Genomic DNA, 22,196 nt, shown 5'->3' with positions numbered 1-22,196 from the left:
AAGAAATCCACTCCAGCGCCAAAGCCATCTGCCTCGAAGCCGGCTACTACGGCGCCGGGACCGTCGAATACCTCGTCGGCCAAGACGGCCTCGTCTCGTTCCTGGAAGTGAACACCCGCCTGCAGGTCGAGCACCCCGTCACCGAGGAAACCTCCGGCATCGACCTGGTGCTGCAGCAGTTCCGCATCGCCAACGGCGAAGAACTGACGATCACCGAAGATCCCGAACCGCGGGGGCATTCGTTCGAGTTCCGGATCAACGGCGAAGACGCCGGGCGTGGGTTCCTGCCCGCCCCCGGACCGGTCACCACCTTCACCGCCCCCTCCGGCCCGGGAGTGCGCGTCGATTCCGGTGTCGAATCCGGCAGTGTGATCGGCGGCCAGTTCGATTCGATGCTCGCCAAGCTCATCGTCACCGGAGCCACCCGCGAGGAAGCCCTCGCCCGCTCCCGCCGGGCGTTGGCCGAATTCACCGTCGACGGGTTGGCGACGGTGATCCCGTTCCACGCTGCGGTGGTCTCCGATCCGGCGTTCATCGGCGACGGCGACTCCTTCTCGGTGCACACCCGGTGGATCGAAACCGAATGGGACAACCAGGTTCCCCCGTTCACCGCCGGGCAACCGATCGACGACGACGAGGCCCTGCCGCGGCAGTCCGTCATCGTCGAGGTCGGGGGCCGACGCGTCGAGGTCTCCCTGCCGGGCGAGCTCACCCTCGGCGGTGGCAGCGGCGGGAATGCCGGTGCGGTGCGGCGCAAGCCCAAGGCCCGCACCCGTGGCGGTGCCGGAGCCGGCGCCGCCTCCGGTGACTCGGTCACCGCACCCATGCAGGGCACCGTGGTCAAAGTCGCCGTCGACGAAGGCCAGGAAGTCGCCGCCGGGGACCTCGTCGCTGTCCTGGAAGCGATGAAAATGGAAAACCCCGTCACCGCCCACAAAGCAGGCACCATCACCGGCCTGAGCGTCACCGCAGGCGACGCCATCACCCAAGGCACCGTCCTCGCAGAAATCAAGTAGGGGAGTACCTTTCGATGACTGCCCTCGCTGAATCGTTCGACGGCGACACCTCTCCGGCGCATTCCACCGAGTTCGAGATCGTGTCCACGGTATTGCGGATGGCCTCGGCCGCCCGGGTGCGGTTGGCGGAGGCGCTCGATGCCCAGGGACTGAGCTGGGCACGGTACGAGGTACTCGAATTGATTTGTCGGAGAGGGCCGTTGTCGTACAGCGCGCTCTCACGTGAATTGGTGCGACACCGAACCAGCATCACTGCGACAACTGCCAGTCTCGTCGACGCGGGCCTGTTGGTGCGCAGTGTCAATCCGCGAAATCGACAGCAGTACTTGGTCGACGCCACCGACTCGGGGTATCGGGCGGTGACACGTGCCGAACGTGCGCTCGAACGGGCTCGGTCGCGGATGGCGGTCGATGCAGATTCCGAGCAAACACTCGAAGTGCTGCGCGGCATCGAGAAGCAGTGGAACAGGCGGCGCTGACCGACACGTCCTGGTTGTGATCCGCCGACGGTGATGCACGTACCTCTGGGGGTGATACCCCCAGGGGTACTTGCATACCCCCTTGGGTATGTGCAATGGTGGGCACGTTCGATCGCTCGGGGTTCCGTCCGCCTCGATCGATACCCCCACCCGTATAGGAGAACCATGTCGCTGCGCGATGCCGAAATTCTTCGCCCACCTGACGACCTGCCCGCGAGAGGGCCAGGACTACTCGGCCGTGCGGGTGCGTCGATGGTGACCCACCGTCGTTGGGTGTTCGGCGTATGGCTCATCGCGCTGATCGGCCTCGGTTCGTTCGCGCCCTCGGTCTTCACCTCTCTGGCGGGAGCCGGGTGGCAGGCGAACGGATCTGAATCCGTACAGGTTCGAGAACTGGCCCAGCAGCATTTCGGTGGCAATTCGTCCGCAGCGGTGCAGGTGGTCGTTCACTCCGACGCAGCATCCATCACGGACCCCGCTGTTCGGGCAGTGATCGACGACGTGACCGAGGTGTTCTCCGGTGACTCCCGATTCGGAGACGTCGTTGCGCCGCAACCGAATATGACGATCAGCCCGGACGGCCGCACCGGCATCGTCATCGCCGGGGCGAACGGCACGACCGACGAGATGGTGAAGGCCGTCGACGATGTGAAGGAGCGGTTGACTGCGCTCTCGACCGACGGAATCGAGGTGTATCCCACCGGTTCGTCGGCCCTGTGGTCGGACTTCAACAAGGCGAACCACGACGCCATGATCCAAGCCGAACTGTTCTCGTGGCCGGTCACGTTGGCGATCATGGTGCTTGCCTTCGGTTCCCTCGTCGCGGCCGGTTTGCCGCTGCTGCTCACCGTCGCGGGGCTCGTTGCCTCCGCTGGTGGTCTCGTTCTGCTCAACGGTGTCACGCCGATCTCGGTGTGGGCCATGAACTTTGCAATGATGTTCGCCCTCGCGCTGGGAATCGACTACGCCCTGTTCATCGTCGCTCGATTCCGCGACGCGCTGCGGAACACCGACCCTCGGGCTGCCGTCGCCGCCACCATGGACACCGCAGGTAAGGCCGTCGTGTTGTCCGGGCTGACGGTGCTGGTGAGTCTGTCCGCAGTGCTGCTGGTCCCCGCGCCGGCGGTGCGCACGATGGCCGTCGGGATCATGCTGGCTGTCGCCTTCGTGTTGCTGGCAACGATGACTCTGCTGCCTGCGGCATTGGGTGCGCTCGGACCCAAGGTCAACGCCGCTTCGTTGCCGTACGCCAAGCGTCAAGTGCATCGATCCCCAAGGTTCGCGGCATGGGGGGAGTTGCTGCACAAGCACCCGTGGCCGTTCGCGGTCGTGTCGGTGGGGATTCTGATTGCGCTCGCCCTCCCGGTGCTCGGGCTGAAGGTGGCAATGCCGTCGATAGCAGTGGTGCCCGAGGATGCCCCCGTGCGGCAGGGCTACGAGCTCGTTCAGGACCGGTTCGGACCGGGCGCACCGGGTTCGCTGCAGATCGTGGTTCCCGGAGTGGATGCTGCCGAGACCGCAACCGTCGCTGCGCGGGTCGACGGGATCTCGATGGTGACGCCGCCGCAGAGTGCTGCTGACGATTCGGGATATGCACTGCTGCAGGCAATTCCGTCGGTGGATCCGTCCGACGAAGCGATGGGCTCCATTCTCGCCGAGCTGCGATCGACATTGCCCGATTCGGCACTCGTCGGCGGAGCACCGGCAGAGAACCTGGACCTGCAGCAGGCTTTGAACGACTACCTGCCGATAGTCGTCGGGATCATCCTGGTTCTCGGATTCGTGCTGCTGCTGGTGGCGCTTCAGGCTCCGCTCATCGCGTTGCTCGGTACCGCGGTGAGCCTGCTGTCCACCGCGGCGGCGTTCGGCGTCGCCAAGCTGATCTTCCAGGACGGACACGGATCCTCGTTGCTGGGCTTCACGCCGCAGGGATTTCTCGACGGTTGGGGTCCGGTGTTCTTCTTCGCGATGATCTTCGCCATCGCCATGGACTACACGGTGTTCCTCCTGGCTACCGCCAAGGAGCATTACGAGCGCTCCGGTGATTCCAAGGTTGCCCAGGTGGACGGGTTGGCCCACTCGGGACGAGTCATCTTTGCCGCAGCAGCGGTGATGGTGGCAGTGTTCTTCACATTCGCACTGTCGGATCCGTTGCCCCCGAAAGAGATGGGCATCATCCTGGGTGTTGCGGTACTGCTCGACGCGTTCCTGGTTCGACTCGTCCTGCTTCCGGTCCTGCTACGGCTGACCGGACACGGCGCGTGGTGGTCGCCGGCATGGTTACGTGCCGTCCTGCCCTCCATCCGTTTTTCTCACTGACACAACAGCTCACACTGACACAACAATTTTTCGAGGAGACATCATGAACATCGCACTGTCCACCACACTGACCGACACCGATTTCGCCGGCGCGATCGAGAGCACGAGAAAGGCGTTGTCGGAGCAGGGATTCGGAGTTCTCACCGAAATCGACATGCAGGCCACGTTGAAGGCCAAGCTCGACGAGGACATGGAGCGTTACGTGATCCTGGGCGCGTGCAACCCGGGACTGGCTCACCGCGCAGTGGGGGTGATGAAGCAGATCGGTCTGCTGTTGCCGTGCAATGTGGTCGTACGTGAGAACCCGGCGGCGGCGCGGTCCGTCGTCGTCGAGGCCATGAACCCGGCCATCATGGTCGAGGTCACCGGTGAGCCGCGGTTGGGTGCGGTCGCCGCCGAGGCCACGGCGAAACTGCAGGCGGCAATCGCGGCCCTCGGCGGTACCGGTACCGCGCCGCAATGATGCCCCCGGGGGTACCCTGGGGTTCACTGCTACCACCATCGAAGGAATCGACATGATCGGCGACGAAGACAGCATTGCACTGGTACTCAACCGGCTCAAGCGTGCGCACGGCCAACTTGCGGGTGTCATCGGGATGATCGAGAACGGTCGTGATTGCAAGGACGTCGTCACCCAGCTCGCTGCCGTGTCGCGGGCACTCGACCGTGCCGGTTTCAAGATCGTGGCAACCGGCCTACGGGAGTGCATGACGGGGGATGCTGCTGACGGTAGGGAACCGATGACCGAGGCCGAGCTCGAAAAGTTGTTTCTGGCTCTGGCCTGAGCCGCCGGCCGAACTCCGGACGAACGGCATGTGTCGGGTTGCCGTCGATACCGAGTTGCAGTCGACAAGCAGCGGATTCGACTGCATACTTGACTTGGTCCAGAAAACCGGAGGATACTGACGCTGTGATGCCGATCTCACCCTATGCGGAGCAATTACGCACCGCCGATTTGCGCGTGACCCGTCCGCGGGTCACCGTGCTCGAGGTCGTCGAAACCAATCCGCATGCGGACACCGACACGATTCTCGGACTCGTCCGATCGGTGCTCCCCGAGGTATCACGCCAGACGGTGTACGACGTTCTCAATGCCCTGACCGCTGCGCGCCTGGTGCGTCGCATCGAGCCCGCGGGATCTCCCGCACGATACGAATCTCGGGTCGGGGACAACCATCACCACGCTGTGTGCCGCAACTGCGGCGTGATCGCAGACGTGGATTGCGCGGTGGGCGAGACGCCGTGTCTCACCGCATCGGACTCCGTCGGTTTCACGATCGACGAGGCAGAGGTCATCTACTGGGGCTTCTGCGCACAGTGTTCGGCTGCTCGCGAGCAGCCGGCAGTTCCCGTTCAGTTCCCTCCCCGGTCTCGAACACAGCAGAGTTCGTGACCACCGATCACAGCCCGATCGTCACACCTTGGAAGGAAGCACGTGTCTGAAGATCACGTAACACGCGAAAAAGAGATGAACGAGGATCAGCCGCAGGAGAGCGGTGGCAAGTGTCCGGTCATGCACGACGCGATGCCCACGCCTGTCGAAGGCGGCGGCAACCGCGAGTGGTGGCCCAAGGCGCTCAATCTCAAGATCCTCAAGAAGAACCCGGCCGTGGGCGATCCGATGGGTGCGGATTACGACTACGCCGCCGAGTTCAATTCTCTCGATCTCGCCGAGGTCAAGCGTGACATCGAAGCCGTGATGACGAACTCGCAGCCGTGGTGGCCTGCGGACTTCGGGCACTACGGTCCGTTCTTCATCCGCATGGCGTGGCACGCGGCCGGAACCTACCGCAAGCAGGACGGTCGCGGCGGTGCCGGAGCCGGCATGCAGCGATTCGCTCCCCTCAACAGCTGGCCCGACAACGCGAGCCTGGACAAGGCCCGCCGTCTCATCTGGCCGGTCAAGCAGAAGTACGGCCGCAAACTGTCCTGGGCCGACCTCATCGTGCTCACCGGCAACGTCGCCATCGAGTCCATGGGCCTGCCGACCTACGGCTACGCCGGCGGACGCGTCGACGCCTGGGAGCCGGACGAGGACGTCTACTGGGGCCCCGAGCAGACCTGGTTGGGCGACGAGCGCTACCACGGTGACCGCACGAGCCTCGAGAACCCGCTGGCCGCAGTGCAGATGGGCTTGATCTACGTCAATCCCGAAGGCCCCAACGGTAACCCGGATCCCGTGCAGTCCGCACTGGACATCCGCGAGACCTTCGGCCGCATGGCCATGAACGACATCGAGACTGCGGCACTCGCGGTCGGTGGACACACCTTCGGCAAGACCCACGGCGCAGCCGACCCCGATGCCCACATCGGACCGGAGCCCGAGGGCGCGCCCATCGAGCAGATGGGCCTGGGCTGGAAGAACAGCTTCGGCACCGGCTCGGGCGCCGACGCGATCACCAGCGGACTCGAGGTCATCTGGACCCCGACGCCGACCCAGTGGGACAACTCGTTCCTCGAGACCCTCTACGGCTTCGAGTGGGAGCTCTACAAGAGCCCGGGCGGCGCACACCAGTGGCGTCCGAAGAACGGAGAAGGCGCGGATCTCGTTCCCGACCCGGCGGATCCGTCCAAGCGTCGCCACCCGTCGATGCTGACCTCAGACATCGCGATGCGCGTCGATCCGATCTACGAGCAGATCACCCGTCGTTGGCTCGATCATCCCGAGGAGCTCGCAGAAGAGTTCCAGAAGGCGTGGTTCAAGCTCACCCACCGCGACATGGGACCGGTCTCGCGTTACCTCGGCCCCGAGGTTCCGGCGGAGCCCCTGCTTTGGCAGGACCCGATTCCGGCCGTCGATCACGAGCTGATCGGTGACGCCCAGATCGCCGAGCTCAAGCAGGCCATCCTCGGTTCCGAACTGAGCCAGGATCAGCTGATCTCGGCTGCGTGGGCGGCGGCATCGTCGTTCCGCGTCAGCGACAAGCGCGGCGGTGCCAACGGTGGCCGTCTGCGCCTGCAGCCGCAGGCCGGCTGGGAGGTCAACGAGCCCGACGAGATCGCACAGGTCATCCGCGTTCTCGAAGGCATTCAGCAGTCGTTCTCCGGAACGGTGTCGTTCGCGGACCTCGTCGTCCTCGGCGGTGTCGCAGCCGTCGAGCAGGCCGCCAAGAACGCAGGCGTCGACATCACGGTCCCGTTCACCCCGGGCCGCATGGATGCGACGCAGGAGAAGACGGACGTCGACTCGTTCTCCGATCTCGAGCCCAAGGTGGACGGCTTCCGCAACTTCCTGGGCAAGGGCCAGAAGCTGCCCGCCGAGTTCAACCTGGTCGATCGGGCCAACTTGCTCTCGCTCAGTGCACCGGAAATGACCGTGCTGGTCGGCGGTCTGCGTGTACTCGGCGCGAACTACAAGGGGTCGACGCACGGCGTCCTCACCGACAAGGTCGGCACGCTCACCAACGACTTCTTCGTCAACCTCCTCGACATGGGCACCGAATGGGTTCCCACCGCGGAGGACGGCATCTACGAGGCCAAGGACGCCGCTACCGGCGAGAAGAAGTGGACCGGAACACGTAACGATCTGGTCTTCGGCTCGAACTCCGAATTGCGCGCTCTCGCAGAGGTTTACGCTTGCGATGACGCCAAGGAGAAGTTCGTCCGGGACTTCGTCGCAGCCTGGGACAAGGTCATGATGCTCGATCGCTTCGAGCTCGCCTAGTACTCACCGGCGCTGATGCGCCACCCGAACTCGAAGTTGTGGATGGAATACGAGCTGGATCCATCCACAGCTTCGAGTTCGTCGTTACCGGGCTGTTATCTTTCGATGCCGATTCGTGACTTTGCGCCTGGATTTGTCGCAATGTCCGATTGTCATGCTGGTTGCATGACACAACAGGACGTATCCGCAGGCTCTGCGGACAACAACAGAGACGAAACACGTCGGAGTGCATCCGGTTTCGGGTCGTTCCTCGAGATGTTCCAGGACGCGTCGACCGACAAGTCGGACACCGAGCGCGGAATCCGATAGGACTCAGCGAGCACCGATGGTGTTGGTGACGGAGCCGATCCGTTCGATATCGAGTTCGACTCGGTCGCCCGGAGCGATCCACCGGTCGAGTTCGAGCCCACAACCGCGAGGCAGGGTGCCCGACGTCAGGAGCTCGCCGGGGTAAATGCTCTCGCCGCGACTCGCAAACGCCAGAGATTCACCCATGGAATAGCGCATCCCGGCAGTGCTGGTGGTCGACCAGAGCTCGCCGTTGACCCGGACGGCCGCGGCCAGCGAATCTACATGCGCCGCAACCTCATCGGGGGTGACGACGTCTGCGCCCATCGAACTGGCGAACGTCTTGGTCTTGACGACCGGGCCGAAGGGCGTCCGGCGCTGCTCCTCCCACTGTGTGTCCCGCGCGCTGATGTCGTCGAAGACGACGTAACCGCCTATCGAAGCCTCGGCCTCCCGCTCTGACGCATCTCGGATCGGTCGGGTGACGACGGCACCGAATTCGAGCTCGAAATCGAGAACTCGGCTGTACGACGGCCACTCGACATCGGCCCCGTCGGCTACGACGGTCAGGTGGTTACCGGTGTAGTAGATCGGATGGTCGTCGAACCCCGGACCGGGACGCAAGGCCGGGAAAGTTCGACGCGTCAGCATCTCGAATCCACGGATGAACGGGACGGCACGCGGTAGATTTCGCCGAACGAGGTTGTGCGCGGCCAGATCCCAGTGCTCGTCCCAACCCAGGAAGCAGCGCAGTGACGCCGGAACGACCGGAAGGGTCGGTGCCGGTCGGTCCATCGTCGCGACGCCCTCGTCGGCCGCCCGCCGCGCCACCGTCGTTGCGGCTTCACGTGCGGGTTCACCTGCATCGAGGAACCGAAGCATGGACCCGGTGAGCGGGCGCAGGATCTCGGGGGCACCCAGAGTCGAGACCGCAGCCTCGAGATCGATCCACGTGGTCGTGTCGGGCACGTGGACGGCAAGGCGGTCGGCGGAATCGGTGGGGGTCAAGCGTCGCAGTCGCACGGGCGCGTCCGATCTGTGCGGAGCGATGCTCCACAACGGTTGAGGAACCCGGAGTGTAAACGGTGCCACGGTCGGCGTGTCAAGACCCGACGGTTAGCGTGGGGTGATGAGATCACCGGTGCCCGAGTATCTTCAGTCCGTCCTGACGGAGTGCCGACACCTCGACGATGGGGAAATGTCGAGCGGCAACCCGGAATTGGCGGCGGCCGATCCCGACACGTTCGCGGTTGCGCTCGCCACCGTCGGTGGGTCGCACTACGGGGCGGGCGATACCGACACCGAATTCTCCATCCAGTCGATCGCCAAAGCGGTGGCCTATGCGCTGGCCATCGAGGACAACGGGCTCGCAGCGGTGCTCGAGGCCGTCGACGTCGAACCGTCGGGGGATTCGTTCAACGAGATCTCGTTGGAGGCGCGGACCGGTCGACCTCGCAACTCTCTGATCAATGCCGGTGCGCTGGCGGTACATTCGATGATCGCGGGAAGTGACGGCGAAGAACGAGCGGGGCGGCTCATCGAGCTGCTCGGAGCCATGGCCGGCCGTGAACTCCACATCGATCGATCGGTGTACGAGGCCGAACTGGAATCCGACGATCGAAATACCGCGATCGCGCACCTGCTGAAGTCGGTCGGCCACCTCGGTGCGGAACCCGCGGTCGTCGTCGACGGGTATGCGCGCCAGTGCGCGGTGACGGTGACGTGCAACGATCTGGCCGTGATCGCCTCGGTGATGGCGAACGGCGGAACCGATCCGGCCACCGGCCGACAGGTCGTCGACCCCGCGGTCAACCGTCACGTTCTCGCTGTCATGGCAACCTGTGGGATGTACGACGGCAGCGGCAGTTGGATTGCGACAGTGGGCATTCCGGCCAAGAGTGGAGTCGCGGGAGCCATCATGGGCGTGCTCCCCGGTCAGGTGGGTGTTGCCGTGATCTCGCCCCGGTTGAACGAGCACGGAAACAGCGTCCGCGGGGTTGCGGTGTTCGAGAGGTTGTCACGCGACCTCGGTCTGCACATGATGCACGTCCCTCCCAGCGGCGAATCCGCCATTCGCACGCTGAACGAATCCGACGGCGTCACGACCGTCGAACTGCAGGGCGAGCTGAGGTTCGCCGGTGCGGAATCCGTCGTCGCCCGTCTTGCGGCCGGCGTCCCGGACTGCGAGGAGATAGTCGTCGATTTCACCGAAGTGCGCGCCGTCGACGGCGCTGCACAGCGCCTCCTTCGAGAGGCTGTGAGCGGACTGGAAGACGACGGCTACCGCGTCGTCGTCGAGGATCCCGACGGGCTGATGAACGCCTCCCGCGACAGCTGACACACCTCGAACCAGACGGTCGGTGTCACAGTCTCCCGGCGAGAATCATGTGCCAGTAGGACTGCGGTAGGCCGTATCGGTCGAACGCCCACGCGGACCGTCTGGGTTTCAGGGGATCGAGAAACGAGGGTAGCGACGACGCCAGTGCACCGGTGCGGTCGAACTCGGCAGCGATCAGAGTGTGTGCTTCGACAGCGATGGGTGCGACGGTGTACCCGTCGTAACTCGACATCGCTCCGCCGCTCCTGGATGCGACGAGATTGTCGACGAGAACCGAAATCTGTTTGCGTAGAGCGCCACCCGACGAGTCGGTGTCGATCGCTGCACCGTCGCCTGCAGCCCACACCTCGGGGTGGCGTCGGTGCCGCATCGTGCGGGAGTCGATGTCGACGACACCGTGCTGCTGCTCTCCTGCCAGACCGGACTCCTGTACCCACAATGGTCCGCGATACGGCGGGACCAGGTGCAGCATGTCGTAGTCGATACGCTCGTCGACCCCGGCGTGATCGGTGACGGTGATGCGCTTGCTCTCGGGCTCGAGCGCCGTGACCGCCGTATCCATCAGGACGCGCACACCCAGGTCTCGGAGGTGGCCGGCGAGCCGGGGGTCCAGGTCAGGGACACCGAGCAGACTCTCACGATCTACGACCAACGTGATGTCGACGGTCGGTAGTCGTCCTGTGCGCTTCCAGTGGGCGGCCGCGAGGAACAGCGGCTTGACAGTGGTCCCGGTACACCCGACGGGCGGACGCGGCACGGTGAACACGGCGCGACTGTGTGCAGGCAGGTCACGGACCAGCCGCCATGTGCGCTCGGCCCGGTCGAGGTAGTTGCTGGCGACATCGGGAAAACGAAGCGCCGCATGCACACCCGGCAGAGCGGCTTCGTCGGCGATCAGGCCTTGCCCCAGTACGAGATCGCGGTAGCCGTACTCCATTCCCGACGCGCAGCGAACCGAGCGTTCTGTCGGATCCACCGACACGACCGAATCTTCGAGCCACACACAGCCCTCGGGGGTCACCGAGCGTTGGGTCCGTTCGGCCTCGGTCAGCGGTGCCTGACCGGCACCGACGTACGACAACAGGGGCTTGTACGTGTGCACCTGCTTGGGCTCGATCACGGCGACGTCGGACACGCCCTTCTTCAGCAGTCGTGCGGCCGCGCTGATCCCGGCATTGCCTCCACCGATGATCAGCACGTCGTACATGGTGCGGCTCACCGTGAATCGGCCGCCTGCGCTGTGACGTCGGTGCGGGCATCGGTTTCGGTGCGGGCTTCGGCGAGCGTGCGGTAGACGAACACGCGGTCCGAGACGCCGCTCGGGTCTGCGCCGTCGGGAAGCACAACGGAGAGTTTCTGCTGCCAGCGACCCTGGCGAATAGCGGTGGCGTCGAGCACGGAGCGAACCCCCGCCGCGACGAACGTGACGCGAGACAGATCGAGAATCAGAGCCCGGCCGCGCTCGGCGGCTTCCCCCAACGTCTCTGCCAGCACCGGAACGTCCACGTCGGTGATGGTGCCGGCAATGCGCACCTCGATGTCGGCGCCTGCGCTCTCGTCGACCGACACCGTCATCTCGGCCTCCGGGAGCGAGGAACGGGTACTCGAGGCACGGTCGTCGGCGGTGGAGAGCGATGGAACCACACCGGCGAGCGGAGTTCGAATGGACGGAACGACGATCATGGACAACTCCTCTGGAGCCGAACTCCTGAACCCGTGCAGGGGGAGTGCGGCAGTCGACTGCCGAGACTGCGGGCTGCTCCTCAACCACACACGTCCTAGCACTACCCCGAAGTGCGTGTCGGTAAGCCTGTTCCGAACAACCGGTTTGCGGGGCTTGGACGCGGGAATACGAATCCGACAATCCACGCTGGGAGGAATGTCCATGACGACAGCCGAATTCGATTCCGTCCGTTCGCTGGCACGAGTGCACGCCGATCCCGGAGTGTACGAGCCTCAGGAGGATTCACTTCTGCTGTGCGACGTCGCCGCAGATTCTGGGCTCGTGCCCGGAGCCCGTGTACTCGACATGTGTACCGGTAGCGGCGCAGTGGCCATCACCGCAGCACTGCTCGGTGCCCGCGAGGTGGTGGCCTTCGACATCTCTCCGCGTGCGGTTGCCTGTGCGCAGCGCAATGCCCGGTCGGTCGGAGTCGATGTGGATGTGCGGCTGGGGTCGTTCTCGGAGGCGACCGAGCTGGAGCCGTTCGACATTCTGCTGTGCAACCCTCCGTACGTTCCGTCGGAGACCGCGCCCACCGGCATGGGTTTGCACCGCGCCTGGGATGCGGGTGAGGACGGGCGAGTGGTGCTCGACCCTCTGTGCACGCGAGGCGCGGAACTGCTGGCACCCGGCGGTGTGCTGCTGGTGGTCCACTCGGAATTCTCGGGTCCGCAGCGAACACGGGAGATGCTGAATACTCACGGTTTCGGTGCATCGGAGGCGGCGTGCCGCACAATCGACTTCGGGCCCGTCATGACGGCTCGTGCCGAGTGGCTCGAGGCCAAGGGCGTGCTCGAATCAGGCCGCAGAACGGAAGAATTGGTGGTGTTGCGTGGCGACAAGCGATGAGTCGACGGGTGGTGACGCTGCACCTGCGCGCACTCGGGTGAGACTGGTCCGGGGCGGACCGATGCTGATCGACGGGCCGGTCGAGATCGAACTCGACGACGGCTCCGTCGTCACCTCGGATCGTTTCGTCGTCGCGCTGTGCACGTGCAAGCGCAGCAAGACGTACCCGCTGTGCGACACGAGCCATCGCGCGAAGCGACGAGCGAGTCAGTCCAGCGACGACTGACCGGCGGACCACCGCTGCATCACGTGGTCCGCGAGCTCGTTCTCGACGAAATCCAGTGCGCGCATGCCGAATACGATGTCGGCTTCGATGTGTGGTTCCTGTCCGATCAGGTTCTCCACCACGTCGTGGCGCAGGACCTGCTCGTGGACGGCGTCGGCCTCGACGTGCTCCGCGTAGAACGCGATGCATGCCGCCGGCGCAGACAACCTGCGAAGGCCCTGCACGAACCGCTGTGAACCCGGCGAGGACGTGATCTCCGTGGCGGCGAAATGGCCCACGGTGGCACCTCGCCGGCTGCGGTGCAATCCGAACAACGACATGAGGTTGACCCACGCGAGTGTCTGGGCGGGGACGCGGTCCACGTACCCGAGGTAGGACGCATCGAGGTCTGCTGCCGTCATGGATTCGGCCCACAGATGCTGGTGGACACGCTCACCCCTGCCACCGCCGTACTCGTCGAATTCGACGGCGACATACGAGGCCTTGACCTGGCCGACCAGCCTCGGGATCGCCCACGCATGGGGATCCGCTTCCTTGAGGTGGTAGATGGACCGATGTACGAAGTACTCGCGCATCTGCTCCCACGATCCTTCGTCCCGCAGGAACCACGACGGGCCGGTACCGGACGACGCCTCGACCGACAGTCGCTTCATTTCGGCGACGACGTCGTCGCCGGGTTCGACATTCGAGCGCACGTAGTTCAGAAACGCGGATTCGAGTGCTGCTCTGAACTGCAGCAGTGCTGGATCCCACTCCAGTTCGTCGTCCACGCCCTCGAACCCGCGGTAGTGCAGTTCGTAGCTGACGAGCAACGCCAGTTGCATATCACGCGACGTCGGATCGGCATCCGACGCGCTGGGCAGTGCGGCACCGCCGCCGGTGGAGAGATACCGGATCACGGCGTCCGAGAGTGGACCACACGGCACCGGCAACCGAGGCGACACGAGGGTGGGGGCGATGGAAGGGGTCACAACACTCATTGTTCACGCCTACCCGCTGCCGGTCACGGTCAATCGTGTGGGTCCGATGCGTTTGCACGCATACGAAGCAGGTAATCCGCTTCGTGCGATTCCGAGTTTCGGGGTCGAGTAACAGAGAGGAGCCTCCATGCGCGCAGTGACATGGCAGGGCAAGAGGAACGTCAGCGTCGATTCGGTGCCCGATCCCCGCATCGAAGCGCCGACGGACGCGATTGTGAAGATCACGACCACCAATATCTGCGGATCGGACCTACACCTGTACGAGACGCTCGGTGCCTTCATGGACCAGGGCGATATTCTGGGTCACGAGCCCATGGGCATCGTGGAGGAAGTCGGTTCGGAGACAGGCGATCTCGCCGTCGGAGACCGTGTGGTCATCCCGTTCCAGATTTCGTGTGGACATTGCTACATGTGCAATTCGAGTCTGTACACCCAGTGCGAGACCACCCAGGTTCGTGAGCAGGGCATGGGTGCCGCGTTGTTCGGCTTCTCCAAGCTGTACGGCCAAGTGCCCGGTGGGCAAGCGGAGTACCTCCGTGTTCCGCAGGCGCAGTTCACGCACATCAAGGTCTCCGAGGCCGGACCCGATTCGCGATACGTCTACCTCTCCGACGTATTGCCTACCGCGTGGCAGTCGGTGGAGTACGCGTCGATACCTGCAGGCGGGTCGGTGACGGTGCTCGGACTCGGTCCCATCGGAGACATGGCCGCCCGCATCGCCCAGCACAAGGGTGCTCGGGTCATTGCTGTCGACCTCGTACCCGAGCGCCTGGCGCGAGCTGCGGCACGGGGAATCGAAACGGTGAATCTGGCCGAACACAGCGGGGGCGTCGGCGACGTCATTCGAGACATGACCGACGGCCGAGGAACGGACGCGGTGATCGATGCCGTCGGAATGGAGGCGCACGGCTCACCGGTCGGCAAGCTGGCCCAGCAGATCGTCGGAATGCTGCCCGACGCCGTGGCCGCGCCGATGATGCAGAAGGCCGGCGTGGACCGGCTGGGTGCGCTGTACTCGGCAATCGACATCGTTCGACGCGGCGGAACCATCTCGATCATCGGTGTGTACGGAGGTATGGCCGATCCGCTACCGTTGATGACCTTGTTCGACAAACAAATTCAGCTGCGGATGGGCCAGGCGAACGTCAAGCGATGGGTCGACGACATCATGCCGCTTCTCGGCGACGACGATCCGTTGGGCGTCGATTCGTTCGCTACTCACGAGCTTCCGCTCGAAGAAGCGCCGCATGCGTACGACATCTTCCAGAAGAAGCAGGACGGTGCGATCAAGGTTCTGTTGAAGCCCTGAACCTTTCGAATACAGCGATGCGGCCCGGAACTTCACGGGCCGCATCGGTATTCGCAGAAGGATCGATCGATCGTCGTCAGTCGACGGAGATGACGTCCTTGGCGATTGCTGCCAGGCGAGTCTGTCCTGCGGACACGACTCCGTGGCGGTTCTTGTGTGCCTCTTCGTACGCCACGACAGTGCGTACGTCGGCGGGTGTGGTCAGTTCCTTGATGGCGGCCACCGCGTCCGAGACGTTGAGGTCGTCGTAGTCCGCTACGGGAAGTTCGTCGGCACCGAGAGTTCCACCGGCGGACCGCGCGGTGTGAATGGCGTCGGCGACAGAATCGACACCCTCGCTACGGGTGACATCTTCGGCGGCTTCGAGTGCGGCATCGCGGCTGGCGGTCAACGTTCTGACGGCGACGTCGCCTGCGTGTGCACCGCGGCCGAGCAGAGCGCTCAGTCGGTCCGGGGTGGCGCGAGCGGCGTCCAATGCACGGTCGAGACCGCGAGCCGACCAGTTGGCCGGTGCGTTGACGATCTTGACTGCGGTGCCGGCAGCTGCCTGGAAAGGCGTCCGGCGCAGTGCGGCGGGTCCACCCAGGGCGTCTTCGGCGAGGACGGTCTCGAGCCATTCGACCGTCGCGGCGTGCGCGGTGGCCAAGCGGCCGGCCAGTGCCACGACGGACGGTTCCTCGGCTGCTGTTGCCAGAGCCTTGATGTACTTCGCTCGACCCAACAGTTGCTGCTCGAGGGCGAGATCGCCTAGCAGTGCCTCGTCGAACGGCTGCGCCTGCTCGGCGACTGCCTTCACCGCTGCGAAGGTGCGTCCGATGAACGGTGCCACTACCTCGGGCAGGCCACCGAGGTTGCGCAGTGCTTCCTCGATAGCGGCGGCGCGGTCACGTCCGTTGGCGGCGTTCTGCGTCAGTTCCCGACGAACCGCTTCGGTGCGCGCCTGCACGACGCGGGTTTCCGCGACCTGAATTTCGGTGTGTGTCAGCTGCAGTGCAATCCGCAACTGAGCGATCAAAGTCGATGTGCTCATGGTGCTCCCCTTTCGGTGGGTGGGTACATGGATCCGGCCGATGCCTGTGGGTCACAGCGTGATGCTCGGCCCTGTTCGGGTGTTACCCGTCGGTAAGTTTTGCCAAACGGCTGTACCGCAGGTGTGAACAGCGACACGTCCGAACCGCTACTCGTGTCGGCGGGATTCGACGGTTTCGATCGGCAGCGGAATGGACATCCGACACCGATGACTACCGAGCTGTACACAGCAACCGTCTCTGCAACTGCGACCGGCGTGACCTCCGACGACGGAGTGCTGTCGTTGAGTGTGCGAGAACCGGCCGAACTCGGTGGCCCGGGCGAGGCCACCAACCCCGAGCAGTTGATGGCCGCAGCGCTGTCGAGTTGCTTGGTGGAGTCACTGCGAATCGCACTGGGGACCGTCGGCGGCAGTGTCGACGAACTCGCGGTCAAGGGCACCGTCGTGCTGACCGATTCCGACGCATCCGGTTACGACGCGAAATTCGCACTGTCGGTGTCGCTACCGGGCACCGACAACCCGGAGGCCGTACTCGCGCAGGCCACGTCGATCTGCCCGTTCCTCAAAGTGATCGACGCCGTGGACGTCACCCTTGAATAACCGCTCGATCGATCGGCGGACCTGCTCCGAACGCGCGCGATGACATCCGTTCGCGTTCGGGCGGTTCGCGGAGTGCAGGCGATCAAAGCCGGCTTCGCGCGTGAGGACACCACGCTGATCGCGGGCGGACTGACGTTCTACGCGGTGATCGCCGTCGTCCCTCTGCTGCTTCTGACGATCCGGGCGACCGTGTTGTTGGTGTCGGCGCAGTGGGTACAGGGCGGATTCGACGCCATGTCTGCGTTACTGCCCGATGCGTTGGGTGCCCGCGCGGCGCTCGACGGCCTGGCCGATGCCGGAATACACCTGGGACCACTGGGGGTCGTGATCTCGATCTTTCCCGCAACGTTCTACGGAGAGGGTCTGCGGAGGGCGATCGTGCGCTTCGCCCCGACCCGTGAAACGTTCACCGGGTGGCGAGGCAGAGCTGCCATGGTGCCCTTTTTCGTTGCCGCCCCGGTGTTGCTCCTCGGGGTGCTGACCGTCGCACGCGTCCTGCAGGCGACCACGGGCGGCGGGGGTGCCGGTGCGCTGGCTCTACGAATATTTCTGGGGTTCAACTGCCTATGGCTGATCCTGGCCGTTCCGCTTGCCTGGACCTACCGGGTCATCGCGCCGCGGGCGGTGGGGTGGCGGGCACTCGTGGCCGGCTCCTTGGTCACGTCGTCGATCGTCACCGGGTTCGTGCACGGCTTCATCTTGTTCCTGGCCATTCCGGTCGACCTCGGTGCACCGTTCGGCGGTCTCACCGACATCGGCGGCGGTGTGGCAATCATGCTGTGGATGTTCGTCTTTCACGTGCTGGCGCTCGCCGGCTGGCTGATCACCGCCGAGTTCGATCGGCCCGTCGGTACAGCCCGAACATCAGCTGGGTGAACCCGAGAACAGCCAGACCACACGTCACCGATATTCCGATCGTCGCGGACGTCTGAGCGCTACCGGGGCCCGCGCCCGCAACGGTCGCGGTGACGACGGCGGCAACGACCCGAGACGGCCGCTCCCACACTGTCAGAAAGCCGACGTCGGAAATCCCGGCTCCGACGGCACGCGCGCGGGCCGTCTCGTGCAGCAATGTCGTCACACCGACGGCAACCACGATGGGCATCGGAGCACCCAGCGCGAGGCTGCCCGCCAGGAACAGCAGATCGCTGCACCGATCCGACACCGTGTCCAGCAGATAGCCCCACTGCGATTGGGAACGGCCGATCATGGCCACGCCGCCGTCGATACCGTCGAGCAGCCCGGAGAACACGATGAGCACCGCCGCCAGGAGGGGCAGCGAGGTGCCCGGCCGGGACAACGCCACCGAGCCTGCAGCCGCAACCACCGCGGCGACGGTGACGACGTGGGCAGAGACGGACGCGCGCACGAGCGGGGCGCTCAGGAAGTACACCAGACGAAGCCACGTCGACACGAGCACCGACGACGATGGATCGATGTTGCTGTGCAGACCCGACCATGTCGACAGATATTCCTGGCGGGTCGCCGGAAGTTCGGACGAAGTGCGCCGGCTCGGTGTGCTGCGCTGGTTGACCATCGACGATCCTTGCTCGGCAAATCGAAAAACCGACTCTACGAAAGATTCGTCGATGTATACCCGCCTATTCGAAACCCACACCCGAGCGGCTCGAACTGTTACTGCTCTTCGGAGTTGCTCTGTCTCCTGCGGGCTTTGAGCCGCGATATTTTGATCCCGACGGCCGCGAACAGAATCAGCCATCCCGCGATCAACACTCCGCCTCCGACGAATGCCGCTCGCTGTAGAGGATGGGTGTCTGCGTACACGTAACCGACTGTGCCCCAAAGCAAAGCGACGAAAAAGATAATCGCCATCATCCACATCATCGAATACAGCGTTCTGTTCATCATTCGCCCGATCTCGCCGTTGCTTTTGTCTGCCGCCGATTTACATTCTCCCACTGGCCGTACCCGATTCGGTCGAGTCGACACCGGAACCACCCCACATTCACCACGCAAGTTTCGGTTGAACCTCGCCCGCGAAGAGCCCGAACTCCGCGCCTGTCCGATGCATGTGCCCGAACAGGGCCTCCGCGAGGTCCTCGGAAGCCGTTCCCATCGTCGACGACCACCGTCGAGCGCGACAGCTCGACCGAGACGTGCGCAGTTCGACCGTGCCCGAGTTGCCCACGTCGACCGTCAGCCGATCCGCTCCTGTCTCCACGAGACGACGAAGTGCGTCGGCACCGAACAGGACGAGGCCGCGCACCTCGAGCACCGCGTGAGAACGTGCGGTGTCTCCCGGAAGACCCACCTGGATGCGGCAGTCGGCGTCGCCCCACTGCCGCCGTAATTCTTCGGCACCGGGTCCGTGAATCCACACTCGACAATCAGGATGCCTCAGGACCGAGCCGACGGTCTCGAGGAGGGACGCAGCGCTGTGCCCGGTGGTATCGACAACCGCGACGATCTCCGGCAGCGCGTAGGTCAGACCCTGGGTACGCGCCGCAGGGTCGGTGATGCGGGAGGCCAGCATCAGCGCTTCGGCGTTCTTCCGCTCTCGGTCTCCGCCCGTGCGTTCGGCCCAGTCGGGCCCGTCGTGCCAGGCGACTGCTCGCGGCCGATGGGCCAGGACGGCACCTGCGGCGTAGGCCCGATGCGCGAATTCCCAGTCTTCTCCGCCGTACCCGACGAACGTCGGGTCGAACCCGCCGAGTTCCTCGAACAACGTTCGGCTGCAGGACATCACGGCACTGATGACGTATCGGTACGAACGACGGTCCGCGTCCAGAAGGTCTCGCGAGCCGGCGTAACCGTCACGAAGCCATGGAGGCTCGGTGAATTCCGTCGGGCCCGCAGATCGGCCGTCGAACCAGGTACCGACGTCCGCGGGCGACCACCCGCCGAGATCGGCATGTCGACGCCTACCCACCGTCACCGCATCGGGAAGGGCCACGATCAGGCGTACCGATTCCTCGATGTAATCGGGTTCGGGCACGGTGTCGGCGTCGAGGAAGCAGAGGATGTCTCCGCGCGCTGCGGACGCACCGAGATTGCGTGCGGCGGCGGCCCGGAATCCGAGATCCGGTTGGCGCACGACGGTGATGTCGAGAGCCGAGCCGAATTCCTCCACGTTCGGTTCCTCGGGAGATCCGTCGTCGGCGACGATCACCTGGATGCGGGACGCGGGCCAGGTCTGCGCGGTCAACGCTGTCAGAACCAGGTCGAGCTGGTGCTGCTGCCGGAAGTAGGGAATCACGACCGACACTCGGGGCGTGTCGGATGCGGTCGGTGCCAGATCCCACCGATTGTGCGGAACCACCGAGCGGCCATCGGGCAGCGCGATGGACGGTAGAGCCATGCTTTCTCGGAACAGGGAGCTGTACAGGTCGGCCGCCTGCGCCGGCGATGGATACGGTGCCGAGTCGGTGGCCTGCCATGTCTTCTCGGGTCGGCGTAACGCTTCTGCCATGGCCTCGGCCAGGCCCTCCACTGTGTCCTCGTGAATCCACAGCGCATCGGGCGAATTGACGGCCATCTCGTCGACGTATCGACCACGAGGGACCAGAGGGCGACGGCCCGCCGCGATCCAGGTGTTGATCGAACCGGATGCCGATACATGCCGGTGGAAAGCGACCGGGACAGCAATGGACCGCAACCGGCCGCCCAGTTCGGCGTCGGGCACGAAGCCGGTCGTCGAAAACGGCCTGCCCAGATGCCGGGCAGTGGCGCGTAGTTCGTCGAGCACGTCCTCGTGTCCGGCCGACGCGGCCCCGACGATCTCGAACCCGACGTCGGTGTCCAGTGCAGACATGGCACCGAGTACTTCGCTGTGTCCCTTCCCCGGATAGACGAACCCGAGAATCCCGACGACTCGCCGGGGGACGACGTCGTCGGATCGTAGTGCCGGGCGGTCTATCGGTAGGGGAATGACCCGGATGTCGGGTCGGCTGTCGAGTATGTCCTCGACAAGCAGTCGCTCGTGCACACTCGACACCACGACCGTTGCAGCGCAGTCGATCACTCGGCGGTAGCAGTCGGTGCGTGCCGCAAACGCGGAGCCGTCCGAGATCTGGGGTACGTCGTGCAGCGTAACGGTGATGCGGGCTCGATGCTGCTGTGCCAGTGCGACAATGGCATCGGCTGCCTCGTGCGCGGTACGTCCGAACAGCCGGTCGGTGAAGTGAATGTGGACGGGAGTGTCGCGCGGTAGTCGGTCGGGAGCGGTCACCACGGGACTCGCTGTGGCGGCAGCCATGTCGCGGGCGCACCGGACGACTCCGTGGTCCGGTGGGCCGACCACGAGATGATGCACGGGTGCGATCACGGCGTCGTCTGCAGGATTCGCAGGAGCTCGGAGTGGCGGGCCAGTGCGGCGTCGACGAACTGGGGATGTGCCGCATACCAATCGAGGTGAGCGCGGTGCACGACATCGTTGGACACGTCGGAACCGTCGACCGTCCAGTCTGGGCGAGGATCACCGGGGAGGCCGAGGGCGTCCAGTACCCGGCGTTCGACGGGCGCTCGCACACCGCCGAGCAGTTCTCTCCCTGGATCACCCACAGTGCAGGCGGTGTCGAGGTGGTCCAGGATCCGCTGCGCGAGTGCAGTCAACACCACGTTGGTCGGGTGGTTGATCGTATGTGTGGCACGGCTTCTTGCACTCTGGAACAGGTCGGACGCAGCGATGTCGGTGTCGCGGCTCTCGCGTCGTCGTAGTTCCTCCAGGCTCGCCTGCGCGGCATCACGAAAGCCGGCGTCGGATACCGGGAGGTCCCAGTTCTCGCCGGACCGCACGCCACGCTCGAAGGCCACAATCGTCCGCAGATCGTGGTACGGAACGAGATCCGGAACGGCCGCTGGGTCGCTCGGATGCCGAACGATGATCTGAAAAGGATGCAGCGCAGCGTATCTCAGCACGGGCCAACGAAGTACCACGGCGTGCGGCGGGAGTGATCGTGTCAGATCGGGGACCCCGAGCGGCAAATGCCGATAGCCCTCCCGCACAGGTTGAGTCAGCAGTACCGAGGTCTGCCGGACCAATCGATCGACGTGCGGCAGATCGGCGGATTCGAGTTCGTGTACCGGCGGGATTCGTACCGTCCGAAACGGCAACGCCGCATCCGAGCTCAGCAGAATGCGCATCGCCTCGGCCTGGCAGTTACCCCAGACGAGCAACAGGGGGCGATCGTCGACGGGTGTACGTGGCGCGGCCTCGAGCCCCGATATTCCGTAGAAATCGCCGTAGTGGCGAGTACGCCCGTCCATGTCTGCCCCGACGTCGTGTGAGTGCGTGTGTTCGACCATTCTTCTGGTCAACGTAGCCCCGCCGAACCTGCGACGCCAACCGCGATTGAACTCGGTACGAAGTGGGTACAGACCCCATGCGCGTGTCGGGAACAGGCACGATTCGTCTG

The 22,196-nt window shown here is 64.8% G+C and carries 23 protein-coding genes; 14 read left to right on the top strand and 9 right to left on the bottom strand.

The annotated features are described in order from the left end of the window. From AB0P23_RS21115 to AB0P23_RS21080, 8 genes are all read left to right on the top strand, one after another. Positions 1-1,016 (top strand): biotin/lipoyl-containing protein (locus AB0P23_RS21115; RefSeq protein WP_363799203.1); only part of this gene is annotated, 1,016 nt, incomplete at its 5' end. Between the two features lie 14 nt (positions 1,017-1,030). Then, on the top strand, positions 1,031-1,495 hold the full coding sequence (locus tag AB0P23_RS21110) for a MarR family transcriptional regulator (RefSeq protein ID WP_052063187.1): 465 nt from the start codon (positions 1,031-1,033) through the stop codon (positions 1,493-1,495). A 165-nt stretch (positions 1,496-1,660) separates the two neighbouring features. Further along, positions 1,661-3,814, top strand: coding sequence for an MMPL family transporter (locus AB0P23_RS21105; protein ID WP_032399686.1), 2,154 nt, complete (start codon positions 1,661-1,663; stop codon positions 3,812-3,814). A 43-nt stretch (positions 3,815-3,857) separates the two neighbouring features. Next, positions 3,858-4,277, top strand: coding sequence for a DUF302 domain-containing protein (locus AB0P23_RS21100; RefSeq protein ID WP_032375614.1), 420 nt, complete (start codon positions 3,858-3,860; stop codon positions 4,275-4,277). Positions 4,278-4,329: 52 nt separating this feature from the next. Continuing rightward, the gene (locus tag AB0P23_RS21095; RefSeq protein WP_032366273.1) at positions 4,330-4,599 is read left to right on the top strand and encodes a metal-sensitive transcriptional regulator; all 270 of its coding nucleotides are present in this window, start codon (positions 4,330-4,332) and stop codon (positions 4,597-4,599) included. 128 nt (positions 4,600-4,727) lie between these two features. Next, the gene (locus AB0P23_RS21090) at positions 4,728-5,207 is read left to right on the top strand and encodes a Fur family transcriptional regulator (RefSeq protein WP_032366272.1); all 480 of its coding nucleotides are present in this window, start codon (positions 4,728-4,730) and stop codon (positions 5,205-5,207) included. A gap of 75 nt (positions 5,208-5,282) precedes the next feature. Further along, the gene (gene katG / locus AB0P23_RS21085) at positions 5,283-7,478 is read left to right on the top strand and encodes a catalase/peroxidase HPI (RefSeq protein WP_197077504.1); all 2,196 of its coding nucleotides are present in this window, start codon (positions 5,283-5,285) and stop codon (positions 7,476-7,478) included. Positions 7,479-7,643: 165 nt separating this feature from the next. Next, entirely contained in the window at positions 7,644-7,787 is a 144-nt protein-coding gene (locus AB0P23_RS21080) for a hypothetical protein (protein ID WP_283542821.1), read from the top strand. 3 nt (positions 7,788-7,790) lie between these two features. Here AB0P23_RS21080 and AB0P23_RS21075 read toward each other — a convergent pair whose 3' ends face one another. Then, entirely contained in the window at positions 7,791-8,789 is a 999-nt protein-coding gene (locus AB0P23_RS21075) for a fumarylacetoacetate hydrolase family protein (RefSeq protein WP_052063188.1), read from the bottom strand. A 106-nt stretch (positions 8,790-8,895) separates the two neighbouring features. Between AB0P23_RS21075 and glsA the strand changes: the two genes are divergently transcribed. Continuing rightward, positions 8,896-10,104, top strand: coding sequence for a glutaminase A (glsA, locus tag AB0P23_RS21070; RefSeq protein ID WP_032375616.1), 1,209 nt, complete (start codon positions 8,896-8,898; stop codon positions 10,102-10,104). A gap of 25 nt (positions 10,105-10,129) precedes the next feature. Here the strand turns inward: glsA and AB0P23_RS21065 are convergent, their stop codons facing one another. After that, the gene (locus AB0P23_RS21065; protein WP_032375643.1) at positions 10,130-11,311 is read right to left on the bottom strand and encodes an FAD/NAD(P)-binding oxidoreductase; all 1,182 of its coding nucleotides are present in this window, start codon (positions 11,309-11,311) and stop codon (positions 10,130-10,132) included. A gap of 8 nt (positions 11,312-11,319) precedes the next feature. Beyond that, the gene (locus tag AB0P23_RS21060; protein ID WP_032375617.1) at positions 11,320-11,787 is read right to left on the bottom strand and encodes a hypothetical protein; all 468 of its coding nucleotides are present in this window, start codon (positions 11,785-11,787) and stop codon (positions 11,320-11,322) included. 202 nt (positions 11,788-11,989) lie between these two features. Here AB0P23_RS21060 and AB0P23_RS21055 point away from each other — a divergent pair, with 202 nt between their 5' ends. Further along, positions 11,990-12,676, top strand: coding sequence for a HemK2/MTQ2 family protein methyltransferase (locus AB0P23_RS21055; RefSeq protein ID WP_094718662.1), 687 nt, complete (start codon positions 11,990-11,992; stop codon positions 12,674-12,676). 61 nt (positions 12,677-12,737) lie between these two features. Continuing rightward, a complete protein-coding gene (locus tag AB0P23_RS21050) occupies positions 12,738-12,902 on the top strand; it encodes a CDGSH iron-sulfur domain-containing protein (protein ID WP_063216898.1) in 165 nt (54 codons plus the stop codon). On the opposite strand, the gene AB0P23_RS21045 is transcribed toward AB0P23_RS21050, so the two are convergent. Further along, positions 12,884-13,882 carry an iron-containing redox enzyme family protein gene (locus AB0P23_RS21045; RefSeq protein ID WP_048319872.1) on the bottom strand — a complete coding sequence of 333 codons (999 nt, stop codon included), beginning with the start codon at positions 13,880-13,882 and terminating at the stop codon, positions 12,884-12,886. The genes AB0P23_RS21050 and AB0P23_RS21045 overlap by 19 nt on opposite strands. A gap of 127 nt (positions 13,883-14,009) precedes the next feature. Here AB0P23_RS21045 and AB0P23_RS21040 point away from each other — a divergent pair, with 127 nt between their 5' ends. Further along, the gene (locus AB0P23_RS21040; RefSeq protein WP_032375618.1) at positions 14,010-15,191 is read left to right on the top strand and encodes a zinc-dependent alcohol dehydrogenase; all 1,182 of its coding nucleotides are present in this window, start codon (positions 14,010-14,012) and stop codon (positions 15,189-15,191) included. A 76-nt stretch (positions 15,192-15,267) separates the two neighbouring features. Here the strand turns inward: AB0P23_RS21040 and AB0P23_RS21035 are convergent, their stop codons facing one another. Beyond that, on the bottom strand, positions 15,268-16,221 hold the full coding sequence (locus AB0P23_RS21035; RefSeq protein ID WP_032366265.1) for a hypothetical protein: 954 nt from the start codon (positions 16,219-16,221) through the stop codon (positions 15,268-15,270). Between the two features lie 207 nt (positions 16,222-16,428). Here AB0P23_RS21035 and AB0P23_RS21030 point away from each other — a divergent pair, with 207 nt between their 5' ends. After that, positions 16,429-16,821 (top strand): OsmC family protein, encoded by a 393-nt coding sequence (locus tag AB0P23_RS21030; protein ID WP_027496209.1) that lies wholly within the window; start codon positions 16,429-16,431, stop codon positions 16,819-16,821. Between the two features lie 39 nt (positions 16,822-16,860). Continuing rightward, positions 16,861-17,697: a YihY/virulence factor BrkB family protein gene (locus tag AB0P23_RS21025; RefSeq protein WP_052063189.1), complete on the top strand. Its 837-nt coding sequence runs from the start codon at positions 16,861-16,863 to the stop codon at positions 17,695-17,697. On the opposite strand, the gene AB0P23_RS21020 is transcribed toward AB0P23_RS21025, so the two are convergent. The 4 genes from AB0P23_RS21020 to AB0P23_RS21005 all read right to left on the bottom strand — a co-directional run bounded on the left by AB0P23_RS21020 (position 17,645) and on the right by AB0P23_RS21005 (position 22,047). Beyond that, complete coding sequence (locus tag AB0P23_RS21020) at positions 17,645-18,358, bottom strand: CDP-alcohol phosphatidyltransferase family protein (RefSeq protein WP_051365079.1); 714 nt, start codon at positions 18,356-18,358, stop codon at positions 17,645-17,647. The genes AB0P23_RS21025 and AB0P23_RS21020 overlap by 53 nt on opposite strands. Positions 18,359-18,456: 98 nt before the next feature. Beyond that, a complete protein-coding gene (locus tag AB0P23_RS21015) occupies positions 18,457-18,606 on the bottom strand; it encodes a hypothetical protein (RefSeq protein ID WP_363799192.1) in 150 nt (49 codons plus the stop codon). Between the two features lie 181 nt (positions 18,607-18,787). Next, positions 18,788-21,106: a glycosyltransferase gene (locus AB0P23_RS21010; RefSeq protein ID WP_363799189.1), complete on the bottom strand. Its 2,319-nt coding sequence runs from the start codon at positions 21,104-21,106 to the stop codon at positions 18,788-18,790. Next, positions 21,103-22,047 (bottom strand): WcbI family polysaccharide biosynthesis putative acetyltransferase, encoded by a 945-nt coding sequence (locus AB0P23_RS21005; RefSeq protein WP_032375647.1) that lies wholly within the window; start codon positions 22,045-22,047, stop codon positions 21,103-21,105. The genes AB0P23_RS21010 and AB0P23_RS21005 overlap by 4 nt, the downstream gene beginning before the upstream one ends. Positions 22,048-22,196 lie beyond the last annotated feature (149 nt).

Source organism: Rhodococcus sp. NPDC077669 (genome assembly GCF_040686915.1).
Classification (GTDB): domain Bacteria; phylum Actinomycetota; class Actinomycetes; order Mycobacteriales; family Mycobacteriaceae; genus Rhodococcoides; species Rhodococcoides fascians.
The sequence above is the reverse complement of the archived record's forward strand: the minus strand, read 5'-3'. Positions and strand labels throughout refer to the sequence as shown.

Bases quoted from the DNA above. Each gene is read 5' to 3' on its own strand.
- AB0P23_RS21110 (WP_052063187.1), top strand. From the start codon at position 1,031: ATGACTGCCCTCGCTGAATCGTTCGACGGCGACACCTCTCCGGCGCAT.
- AB0P23_RS21105 (WP_032399686.1), top strand. From the start codon at position 1,661: ATGTCGCTGCGCGATGCCGAAATTCTTCGCCCACCTGACGACCTGCCC.
- AB0P23_RS21100 (WP_032375614.1), top strand. From the start codon at position 3,858: ATGAACATCGCACTGTCCACCACACTGACCGACACCGATTTCGCCGGC.
- AB0P23_RS21095 (WP_032366273.1), top strand. From the start codon at position 4,330: ATGATCGGCGACGAAGACAGCATTGCACTGGTACTCAACCGGCTCAAG.
- AB0P23_RS21090 (WP_032366272.1), top strand. From the start codon at position 4,728: ATGCCGATCTCACCCTATGCGGAGCAATTACGCACCGCCGATTTGCGC.
- katG (WP_197077504.1), top strand. From the start codon at position 5,283: ATGAACGAGGATCAGCCGCAGGAGAGCGGTGGCAAGTGTCCGGTCATG.
- AB0P23_RS21080 (WP_283542821.1), top strand. From the start codon at position 7,644: ATGACACAACAGGACGTATCCGCAGGCTCTGCGGACAACAACAGAGAC.
- glsA (WP_032375616.1), top strand. From the start codon at position 8,896: ATGAGATCACCGGTGCCCGAGTATCTTCAGTCCGTCCTGACGGAGTGC.
- AB0P23_RS21065 (WP_032375643.1), bottom strand. From the start codon at position 11,311: ATGTACGACGTGCTGATCATCGGTGGAGGCAATGCCGGGATCAGCGCG.
- AB0P23_RS21060 (WP_032375617.1), bottom strand. From the start codon at position 11,787: ATGATCGTCGTTCCGTCCATTCGAACTCCGCTCGCCGGTGTGGTTCCA.
- AB0P23_RS21055 (WP_094718662.1), top strand. From the start codon at position 11,990: ATGACGACAGCCGAATTCGATTCCGTCCGTTCGCTGGCACGAGTGCAC.
- AB0P23_RS21050 (WP_063216898.1), top strand. From the start codon at position 12,738: ATGCTGATCGACGGGCCGGTCGAGATCGAACTCGACGACGGCTCCGTC.
- AB0P23_RS21045 (WP_048319872.1), bottom strand. From the start codon at position 13,882: ATGAGTGTTGTGACCCCTTCCATCGCCCCCACCCTCGTGTCGCCTCGG.
- AB0P23_RS21040 (WP_032375618.1), top strand. From the start codon at position 14,010: ATGCGCGCAGTGACATGGCAGGGCAAGAGGAACGTCAGCGTCGATTCG.
- AB0P23_RS21035 (WP_032366265.1), bottom strand. From the start codon at position 16,221: ATGAGCACATCGACTTTGATCGCTCAGTTGCGGATTGCACTGCAGCTG.
- AB0P23_RS21030 (WP_027496209.1), top strand. From the start codon at position 16,429: ATGACTACCGAGCTGTACACAGCAACCGTCTCTGCAACTGCGACCGGC.
- AB0P23_RS21025 (WP_052063189.1), top strand. From the start codon at position 16,861: ATGACATCCGTTCGCGTTCGGGCGGTTCGCGGAGTGCAGGCGATCAAA.
- AB0P23_RS21020 (WP_051365079.1), bottom strand. From the start codon at position 18,358: ATGGTCAACCAGCGCAGCACACCGAGCCGGCGCACTTCGTCCGAACTT.
- AB0P23_RS21005 (WP_032375647.1), bottom strand. From the start codon at position 22,047: ATGGACGGGCGTACTCGCCACTACGGCGATTTCTACGGAATATCGGGG.